30 protein-coding genes are annotated in these 26057 nt (G+C 68.5%); 22 read left to right on the top strand and 8 right to left on the bottom strand.

The window, feature by feature from the left end:
• The first annotated feature begins 8 nt into the window (after window positions 1-8).
• From ybeY to ALI144C_RS32805, 12 genes are all read left to right on the top strand, one after another.
• Complete coding sequence (gene ybeY, locus ALI144C_RS32860; protein ID WP_076991100.1) at window positions 9-557, top strand: rRNA maturation RNase YbeY; 549 nt, start codon at window positions 9-11, stop codon at window positions 555-557.
• A 14-nt stretch (window positions 558-571) separates the two neighbouring features.
• On the top strand, window positions 572-1888 hold the full coding sequence (locus ALI144C_RS32855) for a hemolysin family protein (protein ID WP_076991099.1): 1317 nt from the start codon (window positions 572-574) through the stop codon (window positions 1886-1888).
• On the top strand, window positions 1881-2204 hold the full coding sequence (locus tag ALI144C_RS32850) for a cytidine deaminase (RefSeq protein WP_076991098.1): 324 nt from the start codon (window positions 1881-1883) through the stop codon (window positions 2202-2204). Before ALI144C_RS32855 ends, ALI144C_RS32850 begins: the two co-directional genes overlap by 8 nt.
• Before the next feature lie 20 nt (window positions 2205-2224).
• Window positions 2225-3124, top strand: coding sequence for a GTPase Era (gene era, locus ALI144C_RS32845; protein WP_076991507.1), 900 nt, complete (start codon window positions 2225-2227; stop codon window positions 3122-3124).
• Window positions 3124-3558, top strand: coding sequence for an RDD family protein (locus ALI144C_RS32840; RefSeq protein ID WP_076991097.1), 435 nt, complete (start codon window positions 3124-3126; stop codon window positions 3556-3558). The genes era and ALI144C_RS32840 overlap by 1 nt, the downstream gene beginning before the upstream one ends.
• A 70-nt stretch (window positions 3559-3628) precedes the next feature.
• Entirely contained in the window at window positions 3629-4075 is a 447-nt protein-coding gene (locus ALI144C_RS32835; RefSeq protein ID WP_076991096.1) for a CD225/dispanin family protein, read from the top strand.
• A gap of 12 nt (window positions 4076-4087) precedes the next feature.
• Entirely contained in the window at window positions 4088-4825 is a 738-nt protein-coding gene (gene recO, locus ALI144C_RS32830) for a DNA repair protein RecO (protein WP_076991095.1), read from the top strand.
• 185 nt (window positions 4826-5010) lie between these two features.
• Window positions 5011-8778, top strand: coding sequence for a Pls/PosA family non-ribosomal peptide synthetase (locus ALI144C_RS32825; RefSeq protein WP_237774436.1), 3768 nt, complete (start codon window positions 5011-5013; stop codon window positions 8776-8778).
• A 112-nt stretch (window positions 8779-8890) separates the two neighbouring features.
• On the top strand, window positions 8891-9715 hold the full coding sequence (locus ALI144C_RS32820; protein WP_076991093.1) for an isoprenyl transferase: 825 nt from the start codon (window positions 8891-8893) through the stop codon (window positions 9713-9715).
• On the top strand, window positions 9712-10131 hold the full coding sequence (locus tag ALI144C_RS32815) for a YbjN domain-containing protein (RefSeq protein WP_076991092.1): 420 nt from the start codon (window positions 9712-9714) through the stop codon (window positions 10129-10131). Before ALI144C_RS32820 ends, ALI144C_RS32815 begins: the two co-directional genes overlap by 4 nt.
• Entirely contained in the window at window positions 10128-11159 is a 1032-nt protein-coding gene (locus ALI144C_RS32810; protein ID WP_076991091.1) for a permease, read from the top strand. The genes ALI144C_RS32815 and ALI144C_RS32810 overlap by 4 nt, the downstream gene beginning before the upstream one ends.
• Window positions 11156-11890 (top strand): TIGR03943 family putative permease subunit, encoded by a 735-nt coding sequence (locus ALI144C_RS32805; RefSeq protein ID WP_076991090.1) that lies wholly within the window; start codon window positions 11156-11158, stop codon window positions 11888-11890. The genes ALI144C_RS32810 and ALI144C_RS32805 overlap by 4 nt, the downstream gene beginning before the upstream one ends.
• A gap of 95 nt (window positions 11891-11985) precedes the next feature.
• Here ALI144C_RS32805 and ALI144C_RS32800 read toward each other — a convergent pair whose 3' ends face one another.
• From ALI144C_RS32800 to ALI144C_RS32790, 3 genes are all read right to left on the bottom strand, one after another.
• Window positions 11986-12402, bottom strand: a complete 417-nt coding sequence (locus ALI144C_RS32800) for a Fur family transcriptional regulator (RefSeq protein WP_076991089.1) — start codon at window positions 12400-12402, stop codon at window positions 11986-11988.
• Window positions 12402-12782: an ArsR/SmtB family transcription factor gene (locus tag ALI144C_RS32795; protein ID WP_076991088.1), complete on the bottom strand. Its 381-nt coding sequence runs from the start codon at window positions 12780-12782 to the stop codon at window positions 12402-12404. The genes ALI144C_RS32800 and ALI144C_RS32795 overlap by 1 nt, the downstream gene beginning before the upstream one ends.
• A gap of 67 nt (window positions 12783-12849) precedes the next feature.
• Window positions 12850-13125: a hypothetical protein gene (locus ALI144C_RS32790; RefSeq protein ID WP_237774435.1), complete on the bottom strand. Its 276-nt coding sequence runs from the start codon at window positions 13123-13125 to the stop codon at window positions 12850-12852.
• 66 nt (window positions 13126-13191) lie between these two features.
• On the opposite strand from ALI144C_RS32790, the gene ALI144C_RS32785 reads away from it, so the two are divergent.
• The gene (locus tag ALI144C_RS32785) at window positions 13192-13563 is read left to right on the top strand and encodes an antibiotic biosynthesis monooxygenase family protein (RefSeq protein ID WP_076991086.1); all 372 of its coding nucleotides are present in this window, start codon (window positions 13192-13194) and stop codon (window positions 13561-13563) included.
• Between the two features lie 93 nt (window positions 13564-13656).
• On the opposite strand, the gene ALI144C_RS59195 is transcribed toward ALI144C_RS32785, so the two are convergent.
• Window positions 13657-13845: a hypothetical protein gene (locus ALI144C_RS59195; protein WP_193441241.1), complete on the bottom strand. Its 189-nt coding sequence runs from the start codon at window positions 13843-13845 to the stop codon at window positions 13657-13659.
• A gap of 340 nt (window positions 13846-14185) precedes the next feature.
• Between ALI144C_RS59195 and ALI144C_RS32775 the strand changes: the two genes are divergently transcribed.
• Window positions 14186-15571 (top strand): glycine--tRNA ligase, encoded by a 1386-nt coding sequence (locus ALI144C_RS32775; RefSeq protein WP_076991084.1) that lies wholly within the window; start codon window positions 14186-14188, stop codon window positions 15569-15571.
• A 107-nt stretch (window positions 15572-15678) separates the two neighbouring features.
• Here ALI144C_RS32775 and ALI144C_RS54800 read toward each other — a convergent pair whose 3' ends face one another.
• The 4 genes from ALI144C_RS54800 to ALI144C_RS32760 form a co-directional block, all read right to left on the bottom strand.
• Window positions 15679-15927 (bottom strand): IS3 family transposase, encoded by a 249-nt coding sequence (locus ALI144C_RS54800; protein WP_168211405.1) that lies wholly within the window; start codon window positions 15925-15927, stop codon window positions 15679-15681.
• A 204-nt stretch (window positions 15928-16131) separates the two neighbouring features.
• Window positions 16132-16284, bottom strand: a complete 153-nt coding sequence (locus ALI144C_RS55835) for a hypothetical protein (RefSeq protein WP_168211404.1) — start codon at window positions 16282-16284, stop codon at window positions 16132-16134.
• A complete protein-coding gene (locus tag ALI144C_RS32765; protein WP_441297582.1) occupies window positions 16281-16745 on the bottom strand; it encodes a transposase in 465 nt (154 codons plus the stop codon). The genes ALI144C_RS55835 and ALI144C_RS32765 overlap by 4 nt, the downstream gene beginning before the upstream one ends.
• A gap of 767 nt (window positions 16746-17512) precedes the next feature.
• Window positions 17513-18451, bottom strand: coding sequence for a hypothetical protein (locus ALI144C_RS32760; protein ID WP_083753601.1), 939 nt, complete (start codon window positions 18449-18451; stop codon window positions 17513-17515).
• 211 nt (window positions 18452-18662) lie between these two features.
• On the opposite strand from ALI144C_RS32760, the gene ALI144C_RS32755 reads away from it, so the two are divergent.
• The 8 genes from ALI144C_RS32755 (at window position 18663) to ALI144C_RS32720 (ending at window position 26045) form a co-directional block, all read left to right on the top strand.
• Window positions 18663-19562 (top strand): ABC transporter ATP-binding protein, encoded by a 900-nt coding sequence (locus ALI144C_RS32755; protein WP_237774434.1) that lies wholly within the window; start codon window positions 18663-18665, stop codon window positions 19560-19562.
• Window positions 19559-20278, top strand: coding sequence for an ABC transporter permease (locus ALI144C_RS32750; protein ID WP_076991081.1), 720 nt, complete (start codon window positions 19559-19561; stop codon window positions 20276-20278). Before ALI144C_RS32755 ends, ALI144C_RS32750 begins: the two co-directional genes overlap by 4 nt.
• 17 nt (window positions 20279-20295) lie before the next feature.
• Window positions 20296-21405, top strand: coding sequence for a sensor histidine kinase (locus tag ALI144C_RS32745; protein ID WP_237774433.1), 1110 nt, complete (start codon window positions 20296-20298; stop codon window positions 21403-21405).
• Window positions 21402-22007 carry a response regulator transcription factor gene (locus tag ALI144C_RS32740; protein ID WP_076991079.1) on the top strand — a complete coding sequence of 202 codons (606 nt, stop codon included), beginning with the start codon at window positions 21402-21404 and terminating at the stop codon, window positions 22005-22007. Before ALI144C_RS32745 ends, ALI144C_RS32740 begins: the two co-directional genes overlap by 4 nt.
• Window positions 22008-22107: 100 nt before the next feature.
• Window positions 22108-22755: a YdcF family protein gene (locus ALI144C_RS32735; RefSeq protein ID WP_441297581.1), complete on the top strand. Its 648-nt coding sequence runs from the start codon at window positions 22108-22110 to the stop codon at window positions 22753-22755.
• Window positions 22752-23999: a deoxyguanosinetriphosphate triphosphohydrolase gene (locus ALI144C_RS32730; RefSeq protein ID WP_076991078.1), complete on the top strand. Its 1248-nt coding sequence runs from the start codon at window positions 22752-22754 to the stop codon at window positions 23997-23999. Before ALI144C_RS32735 ends, ALI144C_RS32730 begins: the two co-directional genes overlap by 4 nt.
• 255 nt (window positions 24000-24254) lie before the next feature.
• Window positions 24255-25361, top strand: coding sequence for a serpin family protein (locus tag ALI144C_RS32725; protein WP_076991077.1), 1107 nt, complete (start codon window positions 24255-24257; stop codon window positions 25359-25361).
• Between the two features lie 114 nt (window positions 25362-25475).
• Window positions 25476-26045 (top strand): carboxymuconolactone decarboxylase family protein, encoded by a 570-nt coding sequence (locus ALI144C_RS32720; protein ID WP_076991076.1) that lies wholly within the window; start codon window positions 25476-25478, stop codon window positions 26043-26045.
• Window positions 26046-26057 lie beyond the last annotated feature (12 nt).

Raw genomic sequence — 26057 nt, 5'->3', positions numbered from 1 at the left:
CTGAGCAAGTGAGCATCGAGATAGCCAACGAATCCGGCGTGGCGGTCGACGACGCCTCGATCGTCGCCGCCGCCCGGTTCGCGCTCGACCGGATGGGCGTCAGCAGGCTCGCCGAACTGTCGATCATGCTCGTCGACCTCGACGTGATGGCCGACCTGCACGAGCGCTGGATGGACCTGCCCGGTCCGACGGACGTGATGGCGTTCCCGCAGGACGAACTGGACTCCGTGCGCCGCCCGGACGCCTCGGAGGCGGGTCCGGCGTTGCTGGGCGACATCGTGCTGTGCCCGGCGTTCGCCAAGGACCAGGCGCGCAAGGCGGGCCACAGCCTGCTGGACGAGTTGCACCTGCTGACCGTGCACGGCTGCCTGCACCTGCTCGGCTACGACCACGCGGAACCCGCTGAGGAACGCGAGATGTTCTCCCTGCAGAACAGGATCCTGGCGGACTTCCGGGTGGCCAGGGCCGAAGCGAGACGGCTGGCCGTCCAGCGAACCGCCGACGACAAGGTGCTCGGTGCGGTCGGGCTGGACGAGCCGAAACGCCCCCATAACTGAAGCGAGGCCCCGCGGTGACGTCGAACTCCGCCACGCTGCTCGTAGTCGCGGTGTTGCTGGTGCTGTTCGCGGGACTGTTCGCCGCGGCCGACGCGGCGCTGAGCGCGGTCTCCAGGGCGCGCGTCGAGGGCCTGCTCCGCGCGGGCCGCGCCGGGGCGCGTCAGCTGCTGTACGTGGTCAGCGACCGGCCGCGGCACGTGAACCTGTTGTTGCTGCTGCGGCTGGCCTGTGAGCTCGTGGCGACGGTGCTGTTCACCGTCGCCTGTCTCAACCTGATCCAGCCGGACGGCCTCGCGGTGCTGATCGCGGGCGTCGGCATGGTCGTCGTGTCGTACGTGCTGGTCGGTGTTGGTCCCAGGACGCTCGGTCGTCAGCACCCGTACGCGGTCGGCCTGGTCGCCGCCGCGCCCGTGCGTGCGCTCGGGCTGGTGCTCGGGCCGTTGAGCCGCCTGCTCATCGTGATCGGTAACGCGATCACGCCGGGCAAGGGGTTCAGGGAAGGCCCGTTCTCGTCCGAAGTGGAGCTGCGGGAGCTCGTCGATCTCGCCGGTGAACGCGGCGTGGTCGACGAGGACGAGCGGGAGATGATCCACTCTGTCTTCGAGCTGCGGGCGACCATCGCACGCGAGGTGATGGTGCCGCGCACCGAGATCATCTGGATCGAGCAGGCGAAGTCCGTCAGGCAAGCGCTTGCGCTGTCGATGCGCACCGGGTTCACCAGGCTGCCGGTGATCGGCGAGAGCGTGGACGACATCGTCGGCGTGGTGAACCTCAAGGACCTGGTCAAGCAGGTCGTCGACAGCGGCGACACGGCGCGCCAGGTGCACGAGCTGATGCGGCCTGCCGAGTTCGTCCCGGACACCAAGCGGCTGGACGACCTGCTCAAGGAGATGCAGCTGTCGCGCAACCACATGGCGATCGCGGTCGACGAGTACGGCGGCACCGCGGGCCTGCTGACGATCGAGGACATCATCGAGGAGATCGTCGGCGAGATCACCGACGAGTCCGACACCGACGACCGGCCGCCGATCGAGCACCTCGAGGACGGCGCGGTCCGCGTCAGCTCCCGCCTGCCGGTCGAGGACCTGGGTGAGCTGTTCGGTGCCGAGTTCGACGACCTGGACGTGGAGACCGTCGGCGGCCTGCTGGCCCAGAGCCTCGGCCGGGTGCCGCTGCCCGGCGCGGAGGCCGAGGTCGCGGGGCTGCGGATGCGCGCTGAAGGCGGCAAGGACAACCGCGGCCGGATGCGGATCACCACCGTGGTGGTGTGCCGTTCGGCTAAGACGCTTGACGATGTACCGGTGAAGGAAAGGAGCGGCGAGCGTGGCTGAGCTCGACCCGGAGGACAGCAAGATCATCACGCTGGCGCGGTCGGCCAGGGCCCGGACAGGTGCCGCGGAGGGCGCGGCGGTCCGCGACACGATGGGCCGGACGTACTCCGCCTGCACGGTCGCGTTGCCGTCGTTGAGGTTGACCGCGCTCCAGGCCGCCGTCGCCGCGGCCGTGGCCAGCGGAGCCGACGGCCTCGAAGCCGCTGCCGTGGTCACCGACGCGGACTCGGTGGACGCCGAATCGCTCGCCGCCGTGCACGACCTGTCGCCGACTGCGCCCGTGCTCCGTGCCAATGCCCGAGGGGAGCTGGCGTAGGCGACAATGGTCGGGTGAACATTCCCGACGGCCACAGGTCAGGTTTCGCTTGTTTCGTGGGTCGCCCGAACGCGGGCAAGTCCACCCTGACCAACGCGCTGGTCGGCACCAAGGTGGCGATCACCTCCAGCAAGCCGCAGACCACCAGACACGCCATCCGCGGCATCGTGCACCGGCCGGACGCCCAGCTGATCATTGTGGACACACCGGGTCTGCACCGGCCGCGCACCCTGCTCGGCCAGCGGCTCAACGACGTGGTCATGTCGACGTGGTCCGAAGTGGACGTCATCGGCTTCTGCCTGCCCGCCGACCAGAAGATCGGGCCGGGTGACCGGTTCATCGCCCAGCAGCTGTCGAAGGTGTCCAAGCGCACGCCGGTGATCGGCGTGGTGACCAAGACCGACCTCGTCGGTCCCGCGCAGGTCGCCGAGCAGCTGGTGGCCGCGCAGGAGCTGATGGACTTCGCCGAGTTCATCCCGGTGTCCGCGGTGAACGGCTACCAGGTCGGGCAGCTGTCGGACTTGCTGGTCACGCAGCTGCCGGAGGGGCCGCCGCTGTACCCGGAGGGTGAGCTGACCGACGAGCCCGAGGTGACGCTGGTCGCCGAGCTCGTGCGGGAGGCCGCGCTGGAAGGTGTGCGGGACGAGCTGCCGCACTCGATCGCGGTGGTGGTCGAGGAGATGGCGTTCCGGGAAGGCCGCGACGACCTGATCGACGTGCACGCCGAGCTGTACGTGGAGCGGCCGAGCCAGAAGGGCATCATCCTCGGCCACAAGGGTGAGCGGCTCAAGAAGGTCGGCACCGCGGCGCGTACCCAGATCGAGGCGCTGCTGGGCGCGAAGGTCTACCTCGACCTGCACGTGAAAGTCGCCAAGGACTGGCAGCGGGACCCGAAGCAGTTGCGCAGGCTGGGTTTCTGATGCTCGGTGCGCACCGGGCCGACGTGGCGACCGCGGTGGTCGGCGAGCTCCGAGAGGTGTTGCTGGCCCCGCTCGGCGGCCGGATCGTGGCCAAGCTGGCCGACATCGTGATCGTGTTCCTGCCGGTGTACATCGTCGTCGCCGTCGCGGTCCCGGACAGTTTCCTGACTGTGCTTCTCGCCACACAGGTCGTGCTGGTGGTGTACGAGACCGTGCTGGTCGCGAAGACCGGTGCCACACCGGGCAAGCGGCTGGCGCGCGTGAAGGTCGTGCGGGTGGCCACCGGGCGCCCGCCCGGTTTCACTCACGCCTTCATCCGCGCGATCTCCAGCGTTCCCGCGAACCTTGTGCCCGCCGTGTCCGCGCTGTTCGACGAAAGCACCTACCGCGGCGGGCACGACCGGCTGGCCGGAACAGTCGTCATCGCCGCCTGAGTTGCGCCATTGACACCCGCTCTGTGTCGTTTTCTGGAATCCTGGCTCGTACAGGGCAGGGGAGTGAGCGATGGCTGAACGGCCGCAGGATCCGGTTCCGTCCGAGTACCTCGACGCCCAGCAGCAGACCTACCAGCAGCCGTTCGCGCCCTATCCGCAACAGCCGGGTTATCCGCCGCCGCCCGGCTACCAGCCGATGGGCTACCCGCAGCCGGGATACCCGCCGCCGTACGGCTACCCGGCGTACCTCCCACAACAGCCGCCGCCACCGAACTACCTCGGCTGGGCGATCGGCGCGATCTTCCTGTTCTGGCCGGTCGCGATCGCGGCGCTGATCAAGTCCGGCCAGGTGGAGCGGTACTGGGCGATGGGCCAGCCGGATCTGGCCAGGCAGGCGTCGGACTCCACCAAGACGCTGTGCGTGGTCGCCACCGTGATCGGCGGGGTCATGCTGGTGTTCGGATTCCTGATGTTCTTCTTCATGCTGAACGCGTTCTCGCGGTACGGGCCGATCTGAGACAATGACCAGGTGACTCTGTACCGCGACACAGGCGTAGTGCTGCGCGTGCAGAAACTCGGCGAAGCCGACCGGATCATCACCCTGATCACCCGCCGCCACGGCAAGCTCCGCGCGGTGGCCAAAGGCGTGCGGCGCACGACATCCCGGTTCGGCGCCCGGCTCGAACCGTTCTGCCACGTCGACGTGCAGTGCTACACCGGCCGGACGCTCGACGTGATCACCCAGGTCGAGACGGTCGACGCCTTCGCGCCCAAACTCGTCGACGACTACCAGCGCTACACGGCGGCCTGCGCGGTGCTGGAGACGGCCGAGCGCCTCTCGGCCGAAGAGGGCGAGCCCGTGCTGCGCCTGTACATGCTGGTGGCCGGCTGCTTACGGGCGTTGTCGGCGGGCGAGCGCGATCCGTCGCTGCTGCTGGACGCCTTCCTGATGCGGGCCATGGCCTTCGCGGGGTGGGCGCCTGCGGTGTTCGAGTGCGCCAAGTGCGGTACCCCGGGCCCGCACCAGTCCTTCAGCGTGCCCGCGGGGGGCGCGGTGTGTCCCGTGTGCCGTCCGCCTGGCTCAGCCAGCCCGGCGCAGGACTCGTTCGTGCTGATGGACGCGCTCATGCATGGCGTCTGGGACACGGCGGACCTGTCCAACTCCTCCGCCCGCCGCGAAGTCAGCGGTCTCGTGGCCGCCCACCTGCAATGGCACCTGGAGCGTCAACTGCGGTCTCTGCCGCTTGTTGAGCGCAAATCATACTGACTTCGCCGGCGGCTCTGGGTGTTGCCCTTGTCACGCACAACTTCGTGCGCTCTCGATCGTCCTTATCGATGGGTGCATGAATCAGGGCAGGGGAACTTAAAGGGGTAGTAATGAGCGGGTCTGGTTTTGCTGTTTTCACGTCCGATTCGAGTCCGTCGCCGCGCACGCTTGTCGACATTCTGGCGGTGACCACGGGAACTTTCCCTGATGCGCCCGCCTTGGCGGACGAGAACGTTTGCCTGACGTACACCGAACTGTCTTCGCAGGTGAACGCCGTTGCTGAGCGGCTGGTTGCCGCAGGCGTCGGCGCGGGGGACCGCGTCGGAGTGCGTATTCCGTCCGGCACATCGGACCTTTACGTCGGCATACTGGCGGTATTGTCCGTTGGCGCCGCCTATGTGCCTGTGGATTTCGACGATCCACCCGACCGGGCCGACGTCGTCTGGGTACAGGCCGGGGTGTGTGCCGTCCTCGGTGCGAACCTCGAAATAATTTCGCACAATTCAGGTCGCGGTGCGGCCGCCGTGCGAAAAGCTCCGAACAACTCGGACGACGCCTGGGTGATTTTCACGTCCGGATCGACCGGCACGCCCAAGGGTGTCGCGGTCACCCACCGCGCGGCGGCCGCGTTCGTCGACGCCGAGGCGCGGCTGTTCTGCCAGGACGACCCCATCGGGCCGGGTGACCGTGTGCTGGCCGCGTTGTCGGTCGCGTTCGACGCCTCGTGCGAGGAGATGTGGCTCGCGTGGCGGCACGGCGCGTGCCTCGTCGCGGCGCCTCGTGACCAGGTGCGGTCCGGTGTGGACTTCGGGACCTGGCTCGCCGACCACAAGGTCACCGTCGTGTCGACCGTGCCGACGCTCGCCGCGCTGTGGCCGCGTGAGTCGTTGGACGGTGTGCGGTTGTTGATCCTCGGTGGCGAAGCGTGTCCACCCGAGTTGGTGACACGACTTGCCGCCGACGGACGAGAGGTATGGAACACCTACGGCCCGACCGAGGCGACCGTGGTGGCGTGCGCGTCACGGTTGCACGACAACGAAGCCGTCCGGATCGGGTTGCCCCTGGACGGCTGGCAACTCGCGGTCGTCGACACCGCGGGCAACCTCGTCCAGCATGGCGAAGTGGGCGAGCTCGTGATCGGCGGTGTCGGTCTCGGCCGCTACCTCGACCCGGTCCGTGACACCCAGCGGTACGCGCCGCTGGCGGCCCTTGGCTGGGAACGCGCGTACCGGACAGGCGATCTCGTCCGCGCCGAGGCCGCCGGGTTGCTGTTCGTCGGCCGTGTGGACGACCAGGTGAAGATCTCCGGACGGCGAGTGGAACTCGGCGAGATCGACGCGGCGTTGTCCGCGTTGCCCGGTGTCACGGCCGCCGCGTGCGCGGTGCACCAGGCCGCGACCGGTGCGCCTGTGCTTGTTGGCTATGTCGTGCCAGGCGAGACGTTCGACGAGACGTATGCCCGGGAGATCCTGACCGGCCGTCTGCCCGCGGGCCTGGTTCCGCGTCTGGTCGAACTGCCCGCGTTGCCGATGAAGACCTCCGGGAAGGTCGACCGGGCCGCGTTGCCGTGGCCGCTGACCACGACCACCGCCGACGCCGAGCCGTTCCGGACCGAAACCGAGCAGTGGCTGGGCGACCAGTGGACCGAAGTGCTGGGTGTGCAGGCCGGCCGCGGCGACGACTTCTTCGGCCTCGGCGGCGGCAGCCTGGCCGCCGCGCGACTGGTCTCCTTGGTGCGCAAGCGTTTCCCGGCGGTCTCGGTACCGGATGTCTACCAGCGGCCCAGTCTCTCCGACCAGGCCGGCTGGCTGGACACCCTGCACGTGGACGAACCCGGGACCCGCACAGTCCTGCCGACGCCCCGGCGTGCCGGGCTGGTGCAGGCGGCCGTGCAGTTCGTGCTGTTCACCCTGACCGGCGCGAAATGGGTGCTCGCCCTGATCATCCTGAACGACCTGGTCGACCTGATCGACCCGGACCCGTGGGCGCCCCGGACGTCGTGGTGGATCGCGCTGGGCATCTGGCTCGCCCTGGTCAGCCCGATCGGCAGGCTGGGCATCGTGTACGCGAGTACCCGCCTGCTGCGGCGGGGGATCACCCCCGGTGAACATCCCCGCGGCGGGCGCGTCCACCTGAGGTTGTGGACGCTGGAACGCATCGCGGCCACGTTCGGCATGTCCGGGTTCACCGGTACGCACTGGGCTTCCCGGTACGCCCGCGTCCTCGGTTGCGCCGTCGGCGCGGACGTCATGCTGCACTCGATGCCCCCGGTGACCGGCCTCGCGGTCTTCGGCGACCGGTGCACGATCGAACCCGAAGTCGACCTCGCGGGCTGGTGGCTCGACGGTGACGTGCTGCGCGTCGGCACGATCAACATCGGCGCCGACACCCGTGTCGGCACGCGTAGCACCGTGCTGCCGGGCGCGCGTATCGGCGACGGTGCCGAAATCCTGCCGGGTTCCTGCGTCACCGCAACGGTTCCGGCCGGTCGTCGCTACGCGGGCACGCCCCTGCATGACGTCGGTGCGGCGGGCGAGGACTGGCCTGAGCCCCGCGGCACAACCCGCGCTCGTGGCTGGAACGCCGTGTACACGGCGTCGCTCATCGGCCTGGCCGCACTGCCTGTGCTGCTGACGATCCCGTGGGTGCTGCTCGGGTACTCGTTGGTCCGCAACGACGAAACCCTGAGTGCCTTCATGTGGCACATGGTCCTCATCGTTCCGTTCGCGACAGTGGGTGCGGTGGTCGTGTACGCCGGGGTTGTCGTCTCACTGGTGCGTCTGGCCGGGATGGGCATAGCCGACGGCACGCATCCGGCGCTGGGTCGAGCGGCCTGGTGCGTGTGGCTCACCGACCGGCTCATGCGTAGTTCCCGGGTGAATCTCTTTCCCTTGTACGCCAGCCTTGCCACCCCAACCTGGTTGCGTGCGTTGGGTGCCCGTGTCGGCCGTAACGTCGAGGCTTCCACAGTCGTCACGTTGCCACGGTTGACTCGGGTCAGCGACGGCAGTTTCCTCGCCGACGACGGTTTGCTCGCGCCGTTCGAGTCGCGCGGCGGTTGGATGCGGCTGGGGCACGTGCAGGTCGGTGAACGCGCCTTCCTCGGCAATTCCGGCATCCTCGGGCCGGGCCGAGCAGTCCCGGACCGCGCGTTGGTCGGGGTGCTGTCCTCTGCCCCCGCAGTGTCCGCGCCGGGGTCGTCGTGGCTGGGACGGCCCGCCATCGAACTGCCGCGCGTCGCGGAGACAGTGGACGCCACCCGCACGTTCGAACCACCGCGGCGGCTTGTCCTCGCGCGAGCCGCGATCGAGGCGTGCCGTGTGGTGCCGATCGTGCTCAGCGCGCTGCTGGGCGTGATGGCACTGGCCGTGCTCGACGAGGTCGTCACCAACTTCGGCCTCGGCATGGCGCTGGCCATCAGCGGTGTGCTGCTCGGAGTTGTCGGTGTGCTCGCGTGTGCGCTCACCACCACGGCGAAGTGGCTGCTCGTCGGCCGGTTCCGGCCAGGGCAGCACCCGCTGTGGAGCTCGTTCGTGTGGCGCAACGAGCTGTTCGACTGCTTCGTGGAACTGCTGGCCGTGCCGTGGCTCGTGCGCAGCTCGCCGGGCACGCCGTGGCTGAACACCTGGCTGCGCAGCCTCGGCGCCCGGATCGGCCGTGGCGTGTGGATCGAGACGCACTGGCTGCCCGAGAGCGACCTCGTGCACCTCGACGCGGGTGCTTCGGTGAACCGGGGTGTCGTGTTGCAGACACACCTGTTCCACGACCGCCTGATGCGCCTGGACACCGTCCGGGTCGAAGGCGGCGCGACCCTCGGCCCGAACAGCATCGCGCTGCCGGGCTCCACGGTCGGCACCGCGACCACGGTCGGCCCGGTGTCGCTGGTGATGCGTGGCGAGGACCTGCCGGGTCGCAGCCGCTGGCTCGGCAACCCGGTCCGCGCCTGGGAGTAGGCCCGGTGGCTGTGGCTGTGGCCACCGCCCGCACGGCGGTGGCCACAGGGGCGCACCCGCGGGGTGAGTACCTTGTCAGTGCCCCTGTTCCCAGCCCCGAAGGAGCAGTTCGTTGCTTCGCCGACGCCGTGACCGCGAGCGGCCCGAGTTCCGTCCGCCGGACCCGCATCCGTCCGGTGCGAAACCGCCTGTGCTCGACCAGGTGCCCGCGCACGTCGCCATCGTCATGGACGGCAACGGTCGCTGGGCCAACCAGCGCGGCCTGCCCCGCACCGAGGGCCACAAGCGCGGCGAGGAAGTCGTGCTCGACGTCGTGAAGGGCTGTATCGAGGTCGGGGTGAAGTGGCTGTCGGTCTACGCCTTCTCCACCGAGAACTGGAAGCGCAGCCCGGACGAGGTCCGGTTCCTGATGAACTTCAACCGCGACGTCATCCACCGCCGCGTCGACGAACTCGACGCGCTCGGCGTGCACGTGCGGTGGGCGGGCCGGCTGCCCAAGCTGTGGCGCAGCGTGGTCAACGAGCTCAAGATCGCCGACGAGCGCACCAAGGACAACGATGTGCTCAACCTGACGATGTGCGTCAACTACGGTGGCCGCGCCGAGGTCGCCGACGCCGCCAGGGAGGTCGCCAAGCTCGTCGCGGCAGGCAAGATCAACCCCGACCGGGTGGACGAGCGGACCATCGCCAAATACCTCTACCAGCCCGAGATGCCGGACGTGGACCTGTTCATCCGGCCGTCCGGTGAGCAGCGCACCTCGAACTTCATGCTGTGGCAGTCCGCGTACGCCGAAATGGTGTTCATGGACATCCTGTGGCCGGACTTCGACCGCCGTGACCTCTGGCGCGCGTGCGAGGCGTACGCCAACCGCGACCGCCGCTTCGGTGGCGCCATCGACGCGGCGACCGCCAACGAAACAACGGGAGATCCACAGTGACAAGCGAGGCCGCGAGCACGGCGGCACTGCTCAGCAAGGCCCGCGAGGCACTGGAGATGTACCACCACGTCTTCGTCGACGACGACGGCGCGTTGACCTTCCGGCACGGCGAAGTGCCCTGCGCGGTGCAGGCCATGCAACTGGCCGAGGGCCTCAACGTGCTGAGCCTGCAGTGCGTGGTGGCGTGGGACCTGCCGGACTCCGCGGAGGTCATGACGTCGGTCGCCAACAGGGGCGGAGAGGCCCTGTTCGGAACCGCGGCGGTCGTGCACACTGACCACGGCATCGACGTCACTCTGCGCTACACGTTCCCCGCGGAGGGTCTCGACGTCAACGCGCTGGGCACGTTGTTCATGCTGGTCGTGTCCGGTGCCTCCTCGTTCCGGACGGATCTAGTGGCGGGATCGCACCAGTGACCACAGTCGCAGCGGATCAAGAAGACACGCATCATCATCCGGCGCCGAGGAAGCGCCGACTGCCGATCGGGTCGCTGGAGATCCTCTGCGTCCTTCTTGTCGCCGCGGTGGTGTTCCAGGACCAGTTGGCGAGCCTGCTCAGCTCCGAACAGATCCGCACCGGGGCGACGAAGTTCGTCGCGGTGTGCGCCCAGGCGATCCCGTTCCTGGTGCTCGGGGTGCTCATCAGCGGCGCGATCGCGGCGTTCGTGCCCCCGAGCGTGTTGCGCAAGGTCCTGCCGCGCAGGCAAGCGCTGGCCGTGCCGGTGGCAGGCGTCGCGGGTGTCGCTCTCCCCGGCTGTGAATGCGCGTCGGTGCCGGTGTCGCGGCGCCTGATCCAGCAGGGCGTGGCGCCGTCGGTCGCGCTGGCGTTCCTGCTGGCGGCGCCCGCCGTGAACCCGATCGTCCTGGTCTCGACGGCGGTGGCGTTCCCCGGCAACCCGGAAATGGTCCTCGCCCGGTTCGTCGGCTCGCTGGCGACCGCCATCGTGATGGGATGGCTGTGGGCGCGCTTCGGCAAGCTGGAGTGGATGGCCGAGCGCGCGCTGCGGCGCCTGCCCGACCGGGACGGCCGCTCCCGTTGGGTGACCTTCGTCGAAACGGCCAGGCACGACCTGGTCGACTCGGGCGGCTTCCTGGTCATCGGTGGCCTGACCGCGGCGGTGCTGAGCGTCGTCGTGCCCGCGTCGTGGTTGGAAAGCCTGAGCGGGCAGATCATCCTCGGCGTGATCGTGATGGCGCTGCTCGCGGTGATCCTCGCGATCTGCAGCGAGGCCGACGCGTTCGTCGCCGCGTCGCTGTCGATGCTCCCGCTGCTGCCGCGCCTGGTGTTCCTCGTGGTGGGCCCGGCGGTGGACGTGAAACTGGTGGCGCTGCAGGCGGGCACGTTCGGCAAGAAGTTCGCCTTCCGGTTCGCGCCGATGACGTTCGCGGTGGCGATCGTCTGCGGGGTCGTGGCGGGACTAGTGGTGTTCGGAGGCGTGCGGTGAAGCGGGAAACGCAGAACATCCTGTTGGTCCTGCTGGGCGGGGCCCTGCTGAAGATCGCGCTGAACGGCACCTACCTGCGCTACGTCAAACCGGGCCAGCAGGCATGGCTGATCGCGGCGGGCGCGGTGATGGTGGTGATCGCCTTCGTGTCGATCACCCGGGACGTGCTGGCGGCGAGAAAGCCGGAACAGGTGACGGCCGCCGTGGACGACCACGGCCATGACCACGGGCACGGCATCCAGTCACACAGCACCTGGCTGCTGATCCTGCCGGTCCTCGCGGTCTTCCTGGCGCCCCCGGCGCTCGGCGAGGACGCGGTGAACAGGGCAGCGGGACGAACGCCGCCACCACCGGCCGCGGAGTACAGCTTCCCGGCGCTGCCCGCGGGAGACGTGGTCGACCAGCGCGTGATGGACTTCGTCGACCGAGCGGCCTGGGACAAGGCCGGAACGCTGAACGACCGCAACATCCGCCTGACCGGTTTCATCGCGCACAACGGCGACTCCACCTACCTGGCGCGGCTCGCCATCGGCTGCTGCGCGGCGGACGCCTACCCGGTGAAGGTGAAGCTCGAAGGGCAAGGACTGAACACCCTGGTCAGCGACACCTGGGTGAAAGCGGTCGTGCGCTACCAGCCAGGCACGTCCACCAAAGAATCCCGGCACGTGCCCACGGTGACGGTGACCGACTTCCAGTCCGTCCCCGAACCCCCGGACCCGTACGAGTACTGACCGGGCTCTCGCTGGCCAACCACTAGCGCCGAACGCCGGTCAGGCCCCCGAATCGGGGGGCCTGACCGGCGTCGATCAGCTCGAAAGGGCGGTCGTCAGCCCGACTTGGTGCAGCTCGCGCAGGTACCGAAGACCTCCACGGTGTGGCTGACTTCGGAGAAGCCGTTCTCCTCGGCGACCCGGTCTGCCCACTTCTCCACCGCCGGGCCCTCGACCTCCACCGTGCGACCGCATACGCGGCACACCAGGTGATGGTGGTGGTGGCTGGAGCAACGACGGTAGATCGCTTCACCGGTGTCCGTGCGCAGCACATCCACCTCGCCCGCGTCCGCCAACGACTGCAAGGTCCGGTAGACCGTTGTCAGACCGATCCCCTCACCACGTTTGCGCAGTTCCTCGTGCAGGTCCTGGGCCGAACGGAAGTCGTCCAGGTCGTTGAGGAGCTCCGAGACCGCGGCGCGCTGCTTGGTCGAGCGCCGGGCCGTGGTGGGTGGCGTGCGGTTGATCGTCATCAAGTGTGAGCCTCCTCCACATGCGTTACCGCGTCCACCACGATATGCGAGAGATGCTCGTCGACCAGCCGGTAGACCACCTCACGGCCGTGTCGTTCGCCGTACACGACGCCCGCCGACTTCAGCACCCGGAGGTGCTGGCTGATCAGGGGCTGGGCCACCCCGAGCGCTTCGACGAGTTCGTGCACACACCGGTCGGACTCACGCAGCTGCAGCACGATCGAGATCCGCACCGGCGCCGCGAGAGCACGCAGCAGGTCGCCCGCCGCGGTCAGCGTCGCGGGTGAGCGCCCTGGAGCTGGCTCTGTCGATGTCCGCCCCGGCGAATGCTCAGTGGTGGCCGGATCAACGCCCAGGTCTGTCGTCGACTGTTCGAGCATCAGCCACCTCACTTGCTAGGTTCGCCCCTGACCCAAGTCTAGTCGCTAATGAATTCGGTAGTCGTGTTCAGCGCAGCTGGATGATCGCGACGGCGATCAGGATCCCCAGGACGAGCACGCGCAGCAGCCGTTCGTTGGGCCTGAGCACCGACCACGTGGTGGCGAGCAGGACGCCGACACCGGCCGCGAGCAGCCCGAGCAGAACGGCCCCGATCAGGCCGCTGACCAGCACACCGGTCAAAAACAGTGCGATGACCACGACGAACACGGCGATCGGCCGCACCCGCGCCAGCGGCCCGTCACCGGCGATGAGCTGCGCCCGCATGTTCCTTCTGCCTCGCACGGTGTGCCTCCTCGGCTCGGCGATACCGTGTCGTCGCATCGTAGTGTCGGGCAGAAAGGCGTCAGCGTGCTGCTGGTCTGTGGGTTCACCGTGCCGGAAGCGGAGTCAGCCGGGTTCTCCGCCGACGCGACCAAGGCGATACGACTGCTGACCGCCCAGGACGGCTGTGTCCGCGCGGTGCTCGGGCACTCCGCCGACGACCCCGACCGCTGGGCGCTGACTGTGGAATTCACCTCGGTGGTCGCCTACCGCCGCGCGATGTCCCCCTTTGACGTGCGGGAACACGTCATCCCGTTCCTGTCCCGCGGCGACGCGAGCGCCTACGAGGTCCATACCACGGCCACCGACGGTGAAGCCGACAACCGCGTCAGCGTGGTTGCCGCCGACGCCGGTACTGCGGGCCCACGCGACGCCAGCGGTCCAGCCATGCCCCGCTGAACTCGCTGAATCGCCCCTGGTCCTGGGGGCACGAGGTGCACACGAACGTGTGAACACGTCCAACTCCAGGAACGGGGTGTGGAGACGCGTCCGCTACTCGTGCCGGATCACGCTGCGTGTTCGCAAGTCGGGCAACTGCAGTCGGCGCAGGTGCAGTTGGCGCACGAATCCGAGCATGAGCTGCACGAACACGCCGCGTGGTTGCACGTCGGACATGCGCAGTCCGAGCACGAGCACACAGCGCACGAGTCCGAGCAATGGGGACAAGTGCAGACGTCGCACTCGTCGTAGTGCACGCCGCGGTCAGTCACGTGCTCCCGGTGCACATGGCCGTCGTGCAGGTAGTCGACGTGGTCGGCGTGCACGACGGCCTCGTGTCCGCAGCCTGGCCCGTGGGTGTGGCGGTGTGCCTCTGCCTGGTGGTGTTCGACCGTGGTCATCGATTGGTCCCTTCGGCGGTATCCTCTCTGGTGAATGGTCGGATTCGTATGCGTGCATCACAAGTCGGATCCGTGTCGATCAAGCCAATGGGGTGAAAGGGGAATCCCCTCGTGGTGGCCGCTGACAGGCGGCTACCCTGGCAGTCCCCGAGCTGTTCCCCGTGTACCTGTATGGAGTGTTCGTGCCCGCCGATCGGATAGATACCGTCGTCAGCCTTTGCAAGCGCCGTGGCTTCGTCTACCCGTCCGGGGAGATCTACGGCGGTACGCGGTCGGCTTGGGACTACGGGCCACTGGGCGTCGAGCTCAAGGAGAACATCAAGCGGCAGTGGTGGAAGGCCGTCGTGCAGGGCCGCGAGGACGTCGTCGGCATCGACTCCTCGGTGATCCTGCCCCGTGACGTGTGGGTCGCCTCCGGCCACGAGAAGGTGTTCACCGACCCGTTGGTGGAGTGCCTGAGCTGCCACAAGCGGTTCCGTGCCGACCAGCTCGCCGAGGAGTACGAGCAGCGGTCCGGCAAGGCGACCGACGAGAGCGACCTGACCGACGTACCGTGCCCCAACTGCGGTACCCGCGGCCAGTACACCGAGCCGCGCGCGTTCAACATGATGCTCAAGACCTACCTCGGTCCGGTCGAGTCCGCCGAGGGCATGGCCTACCTGCGGCCCGAGACCGCGCAGGGCATCTTCGTGAACTACCTGAACGTGCAGACCACCTCCCGTCGCAAGCCGCCGTTCGGCATCGGCCAGATGGGCAAGTCGTTCCGCAACGAGATCACCCCCGGCAACTTCATCTTCCGCACGCGCGAGTTCGAGCAGATGGAGATGGAGTTCTTCGTCGAGCCCGGCACCGATGAGGAATGGCACCAGACGTGGATCGACGAGCGCATGCGCTGGTACGTCGATCTGGGCATGGATCCGGACAACCTCCGTCTGTACGAACACCCGAAGGAAAAGCTGTCCCACTACTCCAAGCGGACGGTGGACATCGAGTACCGCTTCGGCATCGCCAGCGGTGAGTGGGGCGAGCTGGAGGGCATCGCCAACCGGACCGACTTCGACCTGACGACCCACTCCAACCACTCGGGCGTGGACCTGTCCTACTTCGACCAGACCACGGACTCCCGCTACCGGCCGTACGTGATCGAACCGGCAGCCGGTGTCGGCCGCGCGATGATGGCCTTCATGCTGGACGCCTACAACGAGGACGAGGCGCCCAACGCCAAGGGCGGTGTCGACAAGCGCGTCGTGCTGCGGTTCGACCGGAGGCTGGCCCCGATCAAGGTCGCGGTGCTTCCCCTTTCGCGTAACGCGGACCTCTCCCCGAAGGCACGCGACGTGGCCGCGGCGTTGCGCCGCAACTGGAACACGGACTTCGACGACGCCGGCGCGATCGGCCGCCGCTACCGCCGCCAGGACGAGATCGGGACTCCTTTCTGTGTCACGGTCGACTTCGACTCGCTCAACGACCAAGCGGTGACCGTCCGCGAACGCGACACCATGACCCAGGAGCGAGTCTCGATCGACAAGCTCGAGGCCTACCTGGCCGCCCAACTGCCGGGCTGCTGACCCGGTACAGGGCCGAGAAGGACTTGGCCCCTGAACTGGTCCCCGAAAGCTGGACTGGCTGACTGAAGGTCAGGCCGCGAGGGCCTGGGCTCGGTATTCGACCGGGCTCAGGCCCTCGAGTGGCCGAGACACGGGTTGTACCAGTCGATGTACTCGTCGAGGGCCGTGGTGAACTCGGCGACGGTGTCGAACGTGGTGTGGTGGACCATTTCTTCCTTCAGATGGCCGAAGAGGTTCTCGGCGACGGAGTTGTCCGGGCAGTGGGCTCGTCTCGACATCGACTGGGTCAGACCCGCGTCGGCCAGCAGGGTGCGCCAGGATGCGTGCTGGTACTGAAAGCCCTGGTCGGAGTGCACCAGCGGTGCGGCCGCGGCGAGCAGGGTCGTAGACCTTGCGGTCCCCGATGCGGAACTCGGTCACGTCAGTGACCCATTTCGTGTCCGGCGCGGACGCGGTGAACTCGCGGTTGGGTGCGTTCTTGGCGGTCGTGCCGGTCTGCCCGAGCCAGGACCGGTGGCGGCGTGGCCACCGGACCTCGCAGACCAGGCCGAGGGTGTTCATCAGCGTGAGCACCGTTTCTTGGCCACCTGCCAGCCCTGGCGGGTCAGCACTGTGTGGATCCGCCGGGTGCCCGTAGCGGCCGTGGGCGGCCCGAACGTCTCGATGATCGCGGTTGTGAGCTCCGCGTGCGGGTCTCGCCCCTGCTCCTTCAAGGCCCGCAGTTTTCCAGGTATGCCACCTTCGCGGACAACTCGAGGTTCTCCTGCCGCAAGCGCTCCAGCTCGCTGAGCCTGGAGGTGTCGGCGGGCTTGGCCGGTCGGCCTTTTCGCTTGGACCGCAACGCTTCCTCGCCGTCACGCCGGTACGCCCGAACCCAGCCCTCCACCAGCTTGGGCGAGGACAGATCGTGCTCGCGTGCCAGCTCGATCGCGCTCGCCTCACCCGCGACGAACCGGCGCACGACCTCGAGCTTGAACTCGAACGTGAACGACCGCTTGCCCGGGTTCATCACCAGCGCTCCCGCGCCTCGCAGCCTCCAACGATCACGCAAGCGTCGCACCGCCGTCGCAGACACCCCCAACCGGGCCGACACGGCCTTCTCGCCATACCCAGCCTCGAACAACGCGAAAGCAGCCTCCCGCTGCCGCTCAGACAACGAACTTCCTGGATACACCGAACCGCTTCCCGGAGAGTCGGAACTGGATTCCCAGTCCAGCTTCCAGGGAGCGGTTCACCTGCGGTTGCCGTCCCTCGTGAGTCCCAGCCAGCACACCGGGACTCACGAGGAAACAGCGGGGACACCCGTCCGGGGGCGCTCCACGCTCGCTTCCCCGGACTGTCGACCCGGTGCGTCCCACTGGCCGACGAGCTCCACCTGCCGTGGCCACATGGGAAAGACTGAAGGACTGCGGACGTTCACGCCCTCCGCCCACCCTGATCGTGTACGACCTAGAGCGCTCGGCGCGGAGATCACCGCAACGCCGACCGGCGCGCCGTGTGCCCGCTAAACGCACGGAACAGAGGATGTCTTCCAGGCGGAAGGCTGCGCATCCGCGAACACGCTGTCTTGTTGTGGTGGTTTGATCTGCGGTCACCACCACGCCGCCCGGCTGCGTAGACACCATGCCGCCCCGCAGGTTCATCGGCGCGGAACGCTCATGCGGGAGGCCTATGGATCGGTGTCCTGTCCAGCTGCCGGTCGGTGCGGGTGGAGGTCCGCGACCGGACCGGCAGCGTGAACACAGCACGAATCCATTCAGAGCGATTCCGTCCACTGCGGACGATCGCCTATGCGGACGACCAGACCTCGGAACAAGCGTCCGCAGGGACATTCGCGGCTATAACAGCAAATGGTTCTCCTTTCGTTGGAGACAAGTGGGGCCGCGCGGCCAGGCGGCTGGGGGCGTACACCCGGCCACGCGGTGCTTGTGACGCGACGGGTCAAGCGCTCGGGCAGACACGGGTTCGGGCTTGGTCGAACGTGGCGATCAGCTCGGCGATCACTCCTTGCGGGTCGGAACGCAGCCGGGTGGCCGGTGTGTGCAGAACGAGGAGGCCGGTCGCGGCCAGCCGGGACCCTCGTTTCAGCGCGGTCGGGTAGCTGTCGGGATCGGGGTCGAAGTCGAAGGCGTGCACGTCCCACGCCAGCCGCATGTCGTCCCATGTCCCGGTGACAGCGCCGAGGGGGTTGCCCATGGCGTCGTCTACGGGCGCGTTCCATCGCGGCGGGGGTAGCCCGGCGCGAAGGACGAGGTCACGAGCCAGGGACGCGACACCTGAGCGGATACGCCCGCCCATGTCGTGCAGCACTTCCTGACACAGCGCGGCGCCACGCCGTGTGCCCACGACAAGTTCGGTGTTCAGCTCGTCCAGCCGGACGCCCTTGTGGAACACGACTTCGGCGAACACCGTGCTCACCACGGCCCGGCTGGTGATCCGCCTCGCCGCGTCGACGGCGGCCCGGGCGAGCGGGGCCGTCAGCAGTCCGTGCCGGAGCACGGGACGGGGCGGACTCAGGGTTCGCTCCACCAGCACACTGGCACTGCTGCGGACGAAACGCCTGCTGGGCACCAGAACGTGCACGCGTCCGTGGGGAAGCATCGGGCGCAACCCATGCAGCGTGAGCGCGTCGCTGCCTGTCACCACAGCGCCTTCACCCGCATACCGCAGCGCCGCCTGGATCAGCTGCCACCTGGTGGGAGCGGTGCGGTCGAGCAGGAGGACGCCGGGTAAAAGGCGTTGCCACGGCCCGCCGGGCAGGCATCTTCGGTTCACCGTGGCGCCGGTGAGGCCCAGGTCGACAAGGTCGGCGGCGAGGGCCACGCGGTGGGGGAACAGCAGGGACAGTGCTTCCAGATCGATCAGGTCTCGGTTCGGCATGCTTCCACTCTGGCCAGTGGGGCCGGGGTGGGGAAAGTCGCCGGGCCCGGGCCTGTGGACAACTGTCGACTGTGGATAAGTCGGGGTTGTTGATCTCGAGCGAGGTGAGGTCGCCCGCGGTTTGTGGTAACGGGCCCACGACAAATGTCATGGTCGGATTCATGACGAGCGGCCTGCTGATCAGGCCGGGAAAGGGCGCATCGTCGACACCGTGAAAGAACACGGAGCCGCGGTCAGCATCACGGAACTGACCAAGACCTACGGCGAGTTGCGCGCCGTCGACGCGATCGACGTCCTGATCGCCCCCGGCGAGGTGGTCGCCCTGCTCGGCCCCAACGGCGCGGGTAAATCGACCACCGTCGACATGATCCTCGGGCTGACCACGCCCGACACCGGTCGGGTGCTGGTCTTCGGCAACACCCCGCGCCAGGCGGTCGCCGAAGGCGCGATCGGCGCGATGTTGCAGAACGGCACCCTGCTCGACGACGCCACCGTCGAGGAAACCGTCGGGATGATCGCTTCGCTGCACCGCAAGCCGTTGCCGGTCGCCGAGGCGATGCGCCGGGCGGGCGTCGAGGAGTTGGCGAATCGCCGCTGCACCAAGCTCTCCGGCGGCCAGCGGCAGCGCGTCCGGTTCGCCGTCGCCCTGGTCGCCAACCCCGACCTGCTCGTCCTGGACGAGCCGACCGCCGCGATGGACGTCGGCACCCGCCGGGAGTTCTGGGCGTCGATGCGGGAATTCACCGACCAGGGGCGCACAGTGCTGTTCGCGACGCACTACCTGGACGAGGCGGAGGAGTTCGCCGACCGCGTGATCCTCATGCGCGCGGGGAAGGTCGTCGCGGACGGCAGCGTTGCCAGCGTCCGTGAGATGGCGTCCGGCCGCACGATCTCCGCCGTACTGCCGGGCGTCCCGGTCGAACTGCTCGACGACATGCCCGGAGTGGCGTCCGCCGAACGGCGTGCCGACCGGATCCAGTTGCACTGCAAGGACTCCGACGCCGCGTTGCGAGCGTTGCTGCACTACTCGGACGCGCGCGACATCGAGGTCAGCGCCGCCGGACTCGAAGAAGCCTTCCTCGCCCTCACCGCACAGGAGATCACCCGATGAGCACCGGATATCTGATACTGGAGATCAAACGGGCGTTGCGCGCGGCCAAGTTCCTGATCTTCACTGTCGCGTTGCCGATCCTGATGTTCGTGTTCCTCTCGAACCTCGGCGAAGGCGACGCGAACGCGAAGGCCAGTCTGATGGTCGGCATGATCACGTGGGGCGCGTTCTCCGCGGCGTTGTTCGCCGGTGCGCGGGTGGCCGTCGAACGGGACGCCGGCTGGCAGCGGCAGTTGCGGCTGACCCCGCTGAGCGGAGCCGGGTACCTGGTCGGCAAGGGCGTTGTCGGCATGGTGGTGGCACTGCCCGCGGTCGTGCTCGTTCCGCTGGTCGGCGCGCTCGGTCAGGGGGTCACGCTGGACGCCGCGCAATGGGCTCAGGTCACCGCGGGGGTCTGGCTGGCGGCGATTCCGTTCGCGTTGCTCGGTTTGTTGCTCGGGCAGTACGGCACTGCCGACAGCATGCAGTCGATCACCGGTGTGCTGATGATGGTGCTGGCGATGTTCGGTGGCCTCTGGGTGCCTTTGTCGGCATTGCCCGGCTTGTTCGGCGTCATCGCGAAGATCCTGCCGACGTACTGGATGAGCCAGATCGGAGCGTCGGCGCTCGGGTCGTCGGAGAACGTGCTCACCTGCGTGCTCGTCCTGGCGGCGTGGACGGTGGTGCTCGGTGCGCTTGTCATTCGTCGTTACCGTTTGGACAGTGCGCGCCGTTGACGTCGTACCGTGAGCTCGTGAACAGCCTGTGGACCTGGCCGGAGCCGCCGCCGAGCCGGCGGCGGACGATCGGGCAGGTGCTTTTCCCTGCCGCGTTCCTTTTGTTTCTCGTTCGAGCGGTGATCGACGGTTACAGCGGGCAGTACGCGGGTTGGGTCGGCACTGTGGTGCTGGTTGTCGTCGTGCTGTACTCGGTCACGTACATGGCCTCGTTGCGGTTCGGGCTGTGCTCGTCCCCGCTGGTCCGCGTGCTGTATGTGGCCATCGCCACGGTCTTTCCCGTGGTGTTGGGGATTCTGCTCGAAGCGGAGGATCTGACCTATCTGACGTTCGCGATCGTCTCGGCGCTGGCACTGCTGCCCGCCGGGATCGGGCTGGCGTACGGGCTGTGCGGCACGGCGGCGATGTTGATCGCGACGGCGGCCGAGACCGGCAGGCCGGACTTCGATTCCGGGGTGATCATGCTGGTGCTGACCATCTCGATCTTCACGGCGCGAGCGTTCTTCCGGAAGTCGGACGAACTGGAGTTGGCCCGCGACGAGATCAGGACGCTCGCGGTGGCCGAAGAGCGCGTCAGGGTCGCTCGTGACCTGCACGACGTCCTCGGCCACAGCCTCACGACGATCACGCTGAAGGCGGGCCTGGCCCGGCGGATACTGGAAAGCTCGCCGGACGTCGAGCGCGCGCTGGCGGAGGTGCACGACGTGGAGCGGCTGTCGCGGCAGGCGCTGACCGAGATCAGGGCGACGGTGTCCGGTTACCGCAAGATGTCGTTGCCCGCCGAGATCGCCACCGCCAAGGCGGCGCTGTTGGCGGCGGGGATCGATGCCGACCTGCCGCAGGCGGTCGACGACGTCCCCGGCGAGCTGCGGGAGCCGTTCGGGTACGTGCTGCGGGAAGCGGTGACCAACGTGATCAGGCACAGTGGCGCGAGCCGGTGTGAGATCAGGCTGGGCGAGTCGTGGATCGAGGTCGTGGACAACGGTCGCGGACGGTCCGCCGACGGTGACCACGACGGCAACGGGCTCGCCGGGCTGCGTGAGCGCCTGGCGAAGGTGGACGGCAGGCTGACGGCGGCCCAACGAGGAGAAGGCGGGTTCATGGTGCGCGCGGACGTGACGACGTGATCAGAGTGCTGCTGGCCGACGACCAGACACTCGTGCGGGGAGCGCTGGCGGCGATGCTCGGCCTGGAAGCCGACATCGAGGTGGTCGCCGAGGTCGGTACCGGTGACGACGTGCTGCCAGCGGCCCGGCGGACCAAACCGGACGTCGCGCTGCTGGACGTGCAGATGCCGGGCAAGGACGGCATCGCCGCGGCGGCCGAGCTGCGGGCCGAGATGCCGGGCTGCCAGGTCGTGATGTGCACGACGTTCGGGCGGCCCGGGTACCTGAGCCGGGCGCTGGCCGCGGGAGCCGCCGGGTTCGTGGTCAAGGACGCGCCGCCCGAGCAGCTCGTGGACGCGGTTCGCCGGGTGAACGCCGGGCTGCGCGTCGTCGACCCGTCGCTGGCGGCCGAATCGCTCGCCACCGGGCAGAGTCCGCTCACACTGCGGGAACGCGAGGTGCTCGCGGAGTCCAGCGACGGCGGCACCATTTCGGACATCGCCAAGTCGCTGCACTTGTCCGAGGGGACGGTGCGCAACCACCTGTCCGCCGCGATCGGCAAGACCGGTGCCCGCACCAGGGCCGAGGCGGCCAGGCTGGCCGAGGAACGCGGCTGGCTCTGACCGGGATTCCCACCGGGATTTCGGCCGGGATTTCTGCGGGGATTCCCTTCTGGGCCAGCGGGACGCCGGAACTGTCGGACCCGTCTGCCATGATGCGGGAGTGAACGTTGAAACCCGTCCGGCGGGGACCAGGAGGTGGATCGTCCGGGGCCTGCTTGGCCTCGTGCTGATGCTCGTCCTGGTCGTCGGTGGCACCGGGTTCCGGGTGTGGCAGCAAGCCCGGCAGGACGACCGGACCAAGGCGGATGCTGTCGTCGTGCTGGGCGCGGCGCAGTACGACGGCCGACCGTCCCCGATTCTCGAAGCCCGTCTGAAACACGCGAAGAACTTGTTCGACCGTGGCGTGGCCGGGTACATCATCACCGGCGGCGGCCGGCGGACAGGCGACATCTACACGGAGGCCGAGGCAGGCAGGCTGTGGCTGACGTCGCATGGTGTGCCGCGGGCCAAGGTCATCGTCGTCGGCGAGGGCAGCGACACCCTGGGAACGATCAACGCGGTGGCGAAGACCGCGTTGGACCGTGGCTGGCGGTCCGCGGTGATCGTCAGTGACCCGTGGCATTCCTTACGGGCCCGCACAATGGCCCACGACGCGGGACTGTCGGCGTGGACGTCGCCGACGCACTCGGGCCCGGTCGTGCAGACCAGGGAGACCCAGGCGAAGTACATCCTCAGGGAGACCGGGGCCCTGTTGTACTACCGCGTCTTCAACGCGCCCGCCGACGACATCGGTGTTGATCTCCAGTGACGTACACGGCGCACGACGCGGCCCGGAGGCTCGAGGAACCTCGCAAGGGTGGCGGGCTGCCGGGCATGTCGCCGCCAAGGCGGAGCCCGTTCTCGCGGGACCGTGCCCGAGTGCTGCACTCTGCGGCGTTGCGCAGGCTGGCGGGCAAGACCCAGGTCGTCGGGCCGGGTGAGGGCACCGAGGTGTACGGCGTGCCGCGGACCAGGCTGACGCACTCGCTGGAAGTCGCCCAGATCGGCAGGGAGATCGCGGAGGAGCTGGGCTGCGATCCCGACATCGTCGACACGGCCGGCCTCGCCCACGACATCGGGCACCCGCCGTTCGGTCACAACGGCGAGACGGCGCTGGACGCGGCGGCGGTGGACTGCGGCGGTTTCGAGGGCAACGCGCAGACGTTGCGGATCCTGACCAGGCTGGAGCACAAGGCCGGGGACGCCGGGTTGAACCTGACCAGGGCGGTGCTGGACGCGTCGGTGAAGTACCCGTGGCCGCGCACGGCGGGAGCGCGCAAGTTCGGCGTGTACGAGGACGACCGCGAGGTGTTCGACTGGATCCGGCAGGGCGCGCCGGAACGGCGGTGCTGCCTGGAATCCCAGGTGATGGACTGGTCGGACGACGTGGCGTACTCGGTGCACGACGTGGAGGACGGTGTGCGCGCCGGCCGGATCTCGCTCGGTGTGCTGACCGACGCGGAGGAACGCGCGGCGGTGGCGGAGCTGGCGGCCAAGCATTTCTCCGCCGAGCCGTTCTCGGAGCTGGAGGCGGCAGCGGCGCACCTGCTGGACCTGCCCGCGGTGGCCGCGGCCGCCGGGTACGACGGGTCGATCGGGGCGCAGGTCGCGTTGAAGCGATTGACCAGTGAACTGGTCGGGCGGTTCGCGTCCGCCGCGGTGGGGGAGACGCGGCGCATCCACGGTGACGGGGATTTGTCGAGGTACGCCGCGGACCTCGCGGTGCCACGGCAGGCTGCTGTCGAGGTGGCGCTGCTGAAGTCGCTGGCGTTGCGGTACGTGATGAGCGACCCGGCCAGGCTGGCGATGCAGGACCGGCAGCGCCGGCTGTTGACCGAGTTGCTCCACGCGCTGGGCGAGCGCGCACCGGAGGCACTGGAACCGGCGTTCCAGCCCGCATGGCAAGCAGCGGGTGATGACGCACAGCGTTCACGTGTGCTGATCGACCAGGTGGCGTCGCTGACCGACGCGCAGGCCGTGGCCTGGCACGCGGCGTTCGTTCGCTCGCGGTGAACTGCCCCGGACTGTGTCCGGTGGCACACTCGGGGGTATGGCCAACCCAATTACACGCGCGATCAGGTCAGCGATCCGGCGGTTACTGCGTCGCCGGGTGGCCGCTGGAGCCGGACGGGGGCGTCCCGGTGAGGCCGGTGGTTCGGCAGGGGTCCGCGAGCCGCGGCGTCCGAAGCCGAACGGCCCGCAGTCGGCCGAGGGGCACAAACCACACCCGCAGGACGGGCAGACGATCACATTGGAGGATCCGCGCCGGTGACTGTGCAGGCACATCTGGATTTCACCGTCGCCGTCCAGGACGTTCTCACCGAGGCGGGCAGTCCCGCCGGAAACGTCGTGTGGTCGCCGTTCTCGGTCGCCAGCGCGCTCGCGTTGGTCACTAGGGGAGCGGCGGGAACGACCAAGGACGAACTCGCCGCGTTGCTGCTCGGAGACAAGTCGGCCGAAGTCGAGGACTTGATCCGGCTGCTGGGCAAGGCCGAACGGCTCGACGAGCCGCAGCGCGACCAGCAGGAGCCGGTGATCGAGGTGGCTAACACCCTCTGGGCGGACGAGCGCGTCCGGATCCGGCAGTCCTTCGCCGACGCGCTGCGCGCCATGCCGAGCGGTGCGGTGCGCCCGGCACCGTTCAAGGACGACCCGGAAGGCTCCCGTGACCTGATCAACGCCGACGTGGCGAAGACGACGAGGAAGCTGATTCCCGAGTTGTTGCCATCCGGTGTGATCAAGCACGACACCGTCGCCGCGTTGGTCAACGCCCTGTACCTGAAGGTCGGCTGGCGGCACAAGTTCGAGGAAGCCGCGACCGAGTCGCTGCCTTTCAACGCGCCGGGCGGCGCGGTGCCGGTGCCGACGATGTGGCTCAGCGAGAACGTGGGCTACGCGAGGCAGTCCGGCTGGCAGGTGGTGGCGTTGCCGTCCGTCGGCGGTGTCGAGGCGGTCGTGCTGCTCCCGGACGGCGAGCTATCCACAATGGACTCGCGGACGCTGCGGAGCCTGCTCGGCGCGACCAAGCGCCAGAAGGTGAGCCTGCGGCTGCCGAAGCTGCGGCTGAAGCTGCAGACCGAGCTGACGGCCACACTGAACCGGCTCGGGGTGCGCACGGTCTTCACCGACGACGCGGACCTGAGCGCGATCAGCGAGGACCCGCTCGCTGTCCAGGCGGTCATCCACGAGGCGGTGCTCAAGATCGACGAGCAGGGGCTGGAGGGTGCGGCGGCGACCGCCGTGATGATGCGGGCACTGTCGCTGGACCTGTCCGAGCCGGTCGAGGTGACCGTGGACCGGCCGTTCCTGCTGCTGGTGCGCCACAAGGGCAGCGGTGTCGTGTACTTCTCCGCGCGGGTCAACGACCCGTCCTAGGTGTGGTACCTAGGCAGGGCGTCCGAGTCGAACTGAAGACTTTCTCCGCCGGGCTGTCACACCCGCGGCTGCCGTCTCGTCTGGTTGTCGAACACGGACGAGAGGAGCAGGACGATGGCCCGGATTCTTGGTGTGGCGCCGGACAAAGCGGGGTTTTTCGGCCGGATGATCTACCGGATGGCGGCCAAGCGGTACGGCGTGCTGATGGAGCCGCTGGCCGTGGCCAGGCATCACAGCGGCGTGTTCTACACCTATGCCGTGCACGAGTTGATGGCCGAGAAGGTCAGCAAGGCGCTGCCGAAGTCCGTGCGTGAACTGGCTGTCTACCGGGCGGCGGTGCGGCTCGGCTGCGAGTGGTGCATCGACTTCGGCACCATGCTGCAGCGGCTGGACGGTCTCGATGTCGAACGGCTGCGGGAGATCGACGACTACGCCACCTCACCCGAGTTCAGCCACGAGGAGCGGCTCGCGATCGGGTACGCGGACGCGATGACCGCGACACCGGTCCAGGTGACCGACGAGCAGGTCGCCGACCTGGTGGCGGCGTTCGGCGAGAAGGGCGTGATCGAGCTCACCTACCAGATCTCGCTGGAAAACATGCGTGCCCGGTTCAACAGCGCGCTGGGCATCACCGAACAGGGTTTCTCGTCCGGCGACGCCTGCCGGGTGCCGCTCACCCGGTAGAGATCCCTCGGC

Origin of the sequence: Actinosynnema sp. ALI-1.44, assembly GCF_001984155.1 — a bacterium.
Classification (GTDB): domain Bacteria; phylum Actinomycetota; class Actinomycetes; order Mycobacteriales; family Pseudonocardiaceae; genus Kibdelosporangium.
This window is presented reverse-complemented; position numbering and strand designations above follow the sequence as displayed.

Bases quoted from the DNA above. Each gene is read 5' to 3' on its own strand.
- ALI144C_RS32800 (WP_076991089.1), bottom strand. From the start codon at position 12,402: ATGACGATCAACCGCACGCCACCCACCACGGCCCGGCGCTCGACCAAG.
- ALI144C_RS32840 (WP_076991097.1), top strand. From the start codon at position 3,124: ATGCTCGGTGCGCACCGGGCCGACGTGGCGACCGCGGTGGTCGGCGAG.
- ALI144C_RS32750 (WP_076991081.1), top strand. From the start codon at position 19,559: ATGAGCACCGGATATCTGATACTGGAGATCAAACGGGCGTTGCGCGCG.
- ALI144C_RS32835 (WP_076991096.1), top strand. From the start codon at position 3,629: ATGGCTGAACGGCCGCAGGATCCGGTTCCGTCCGAGTACCTCGACGCC.
- ALI144C_RS32795 (WP_076991088.1), bottom strand. From the start codon at position 12,782: ATGCTCGAACAGTCGACGACAGACCTGGGCGTTGATCCGGCCACCACT.
- ALI144C_RS32720 (WP_076991076.1), top strand. From the start codon at position 25,476: ATGGCCCGGATTCTTGGTGTGGCGCCGGACAAAGCGGGGTTTTTCGGC.
- ALI144C_RS32760 (WP_083753601.1), bottom strand. From the start codon at position 18,451: ATGCCGAACCGAGACCTGATCGATCTGGAAGCACTGTCCCTGCTGTTC.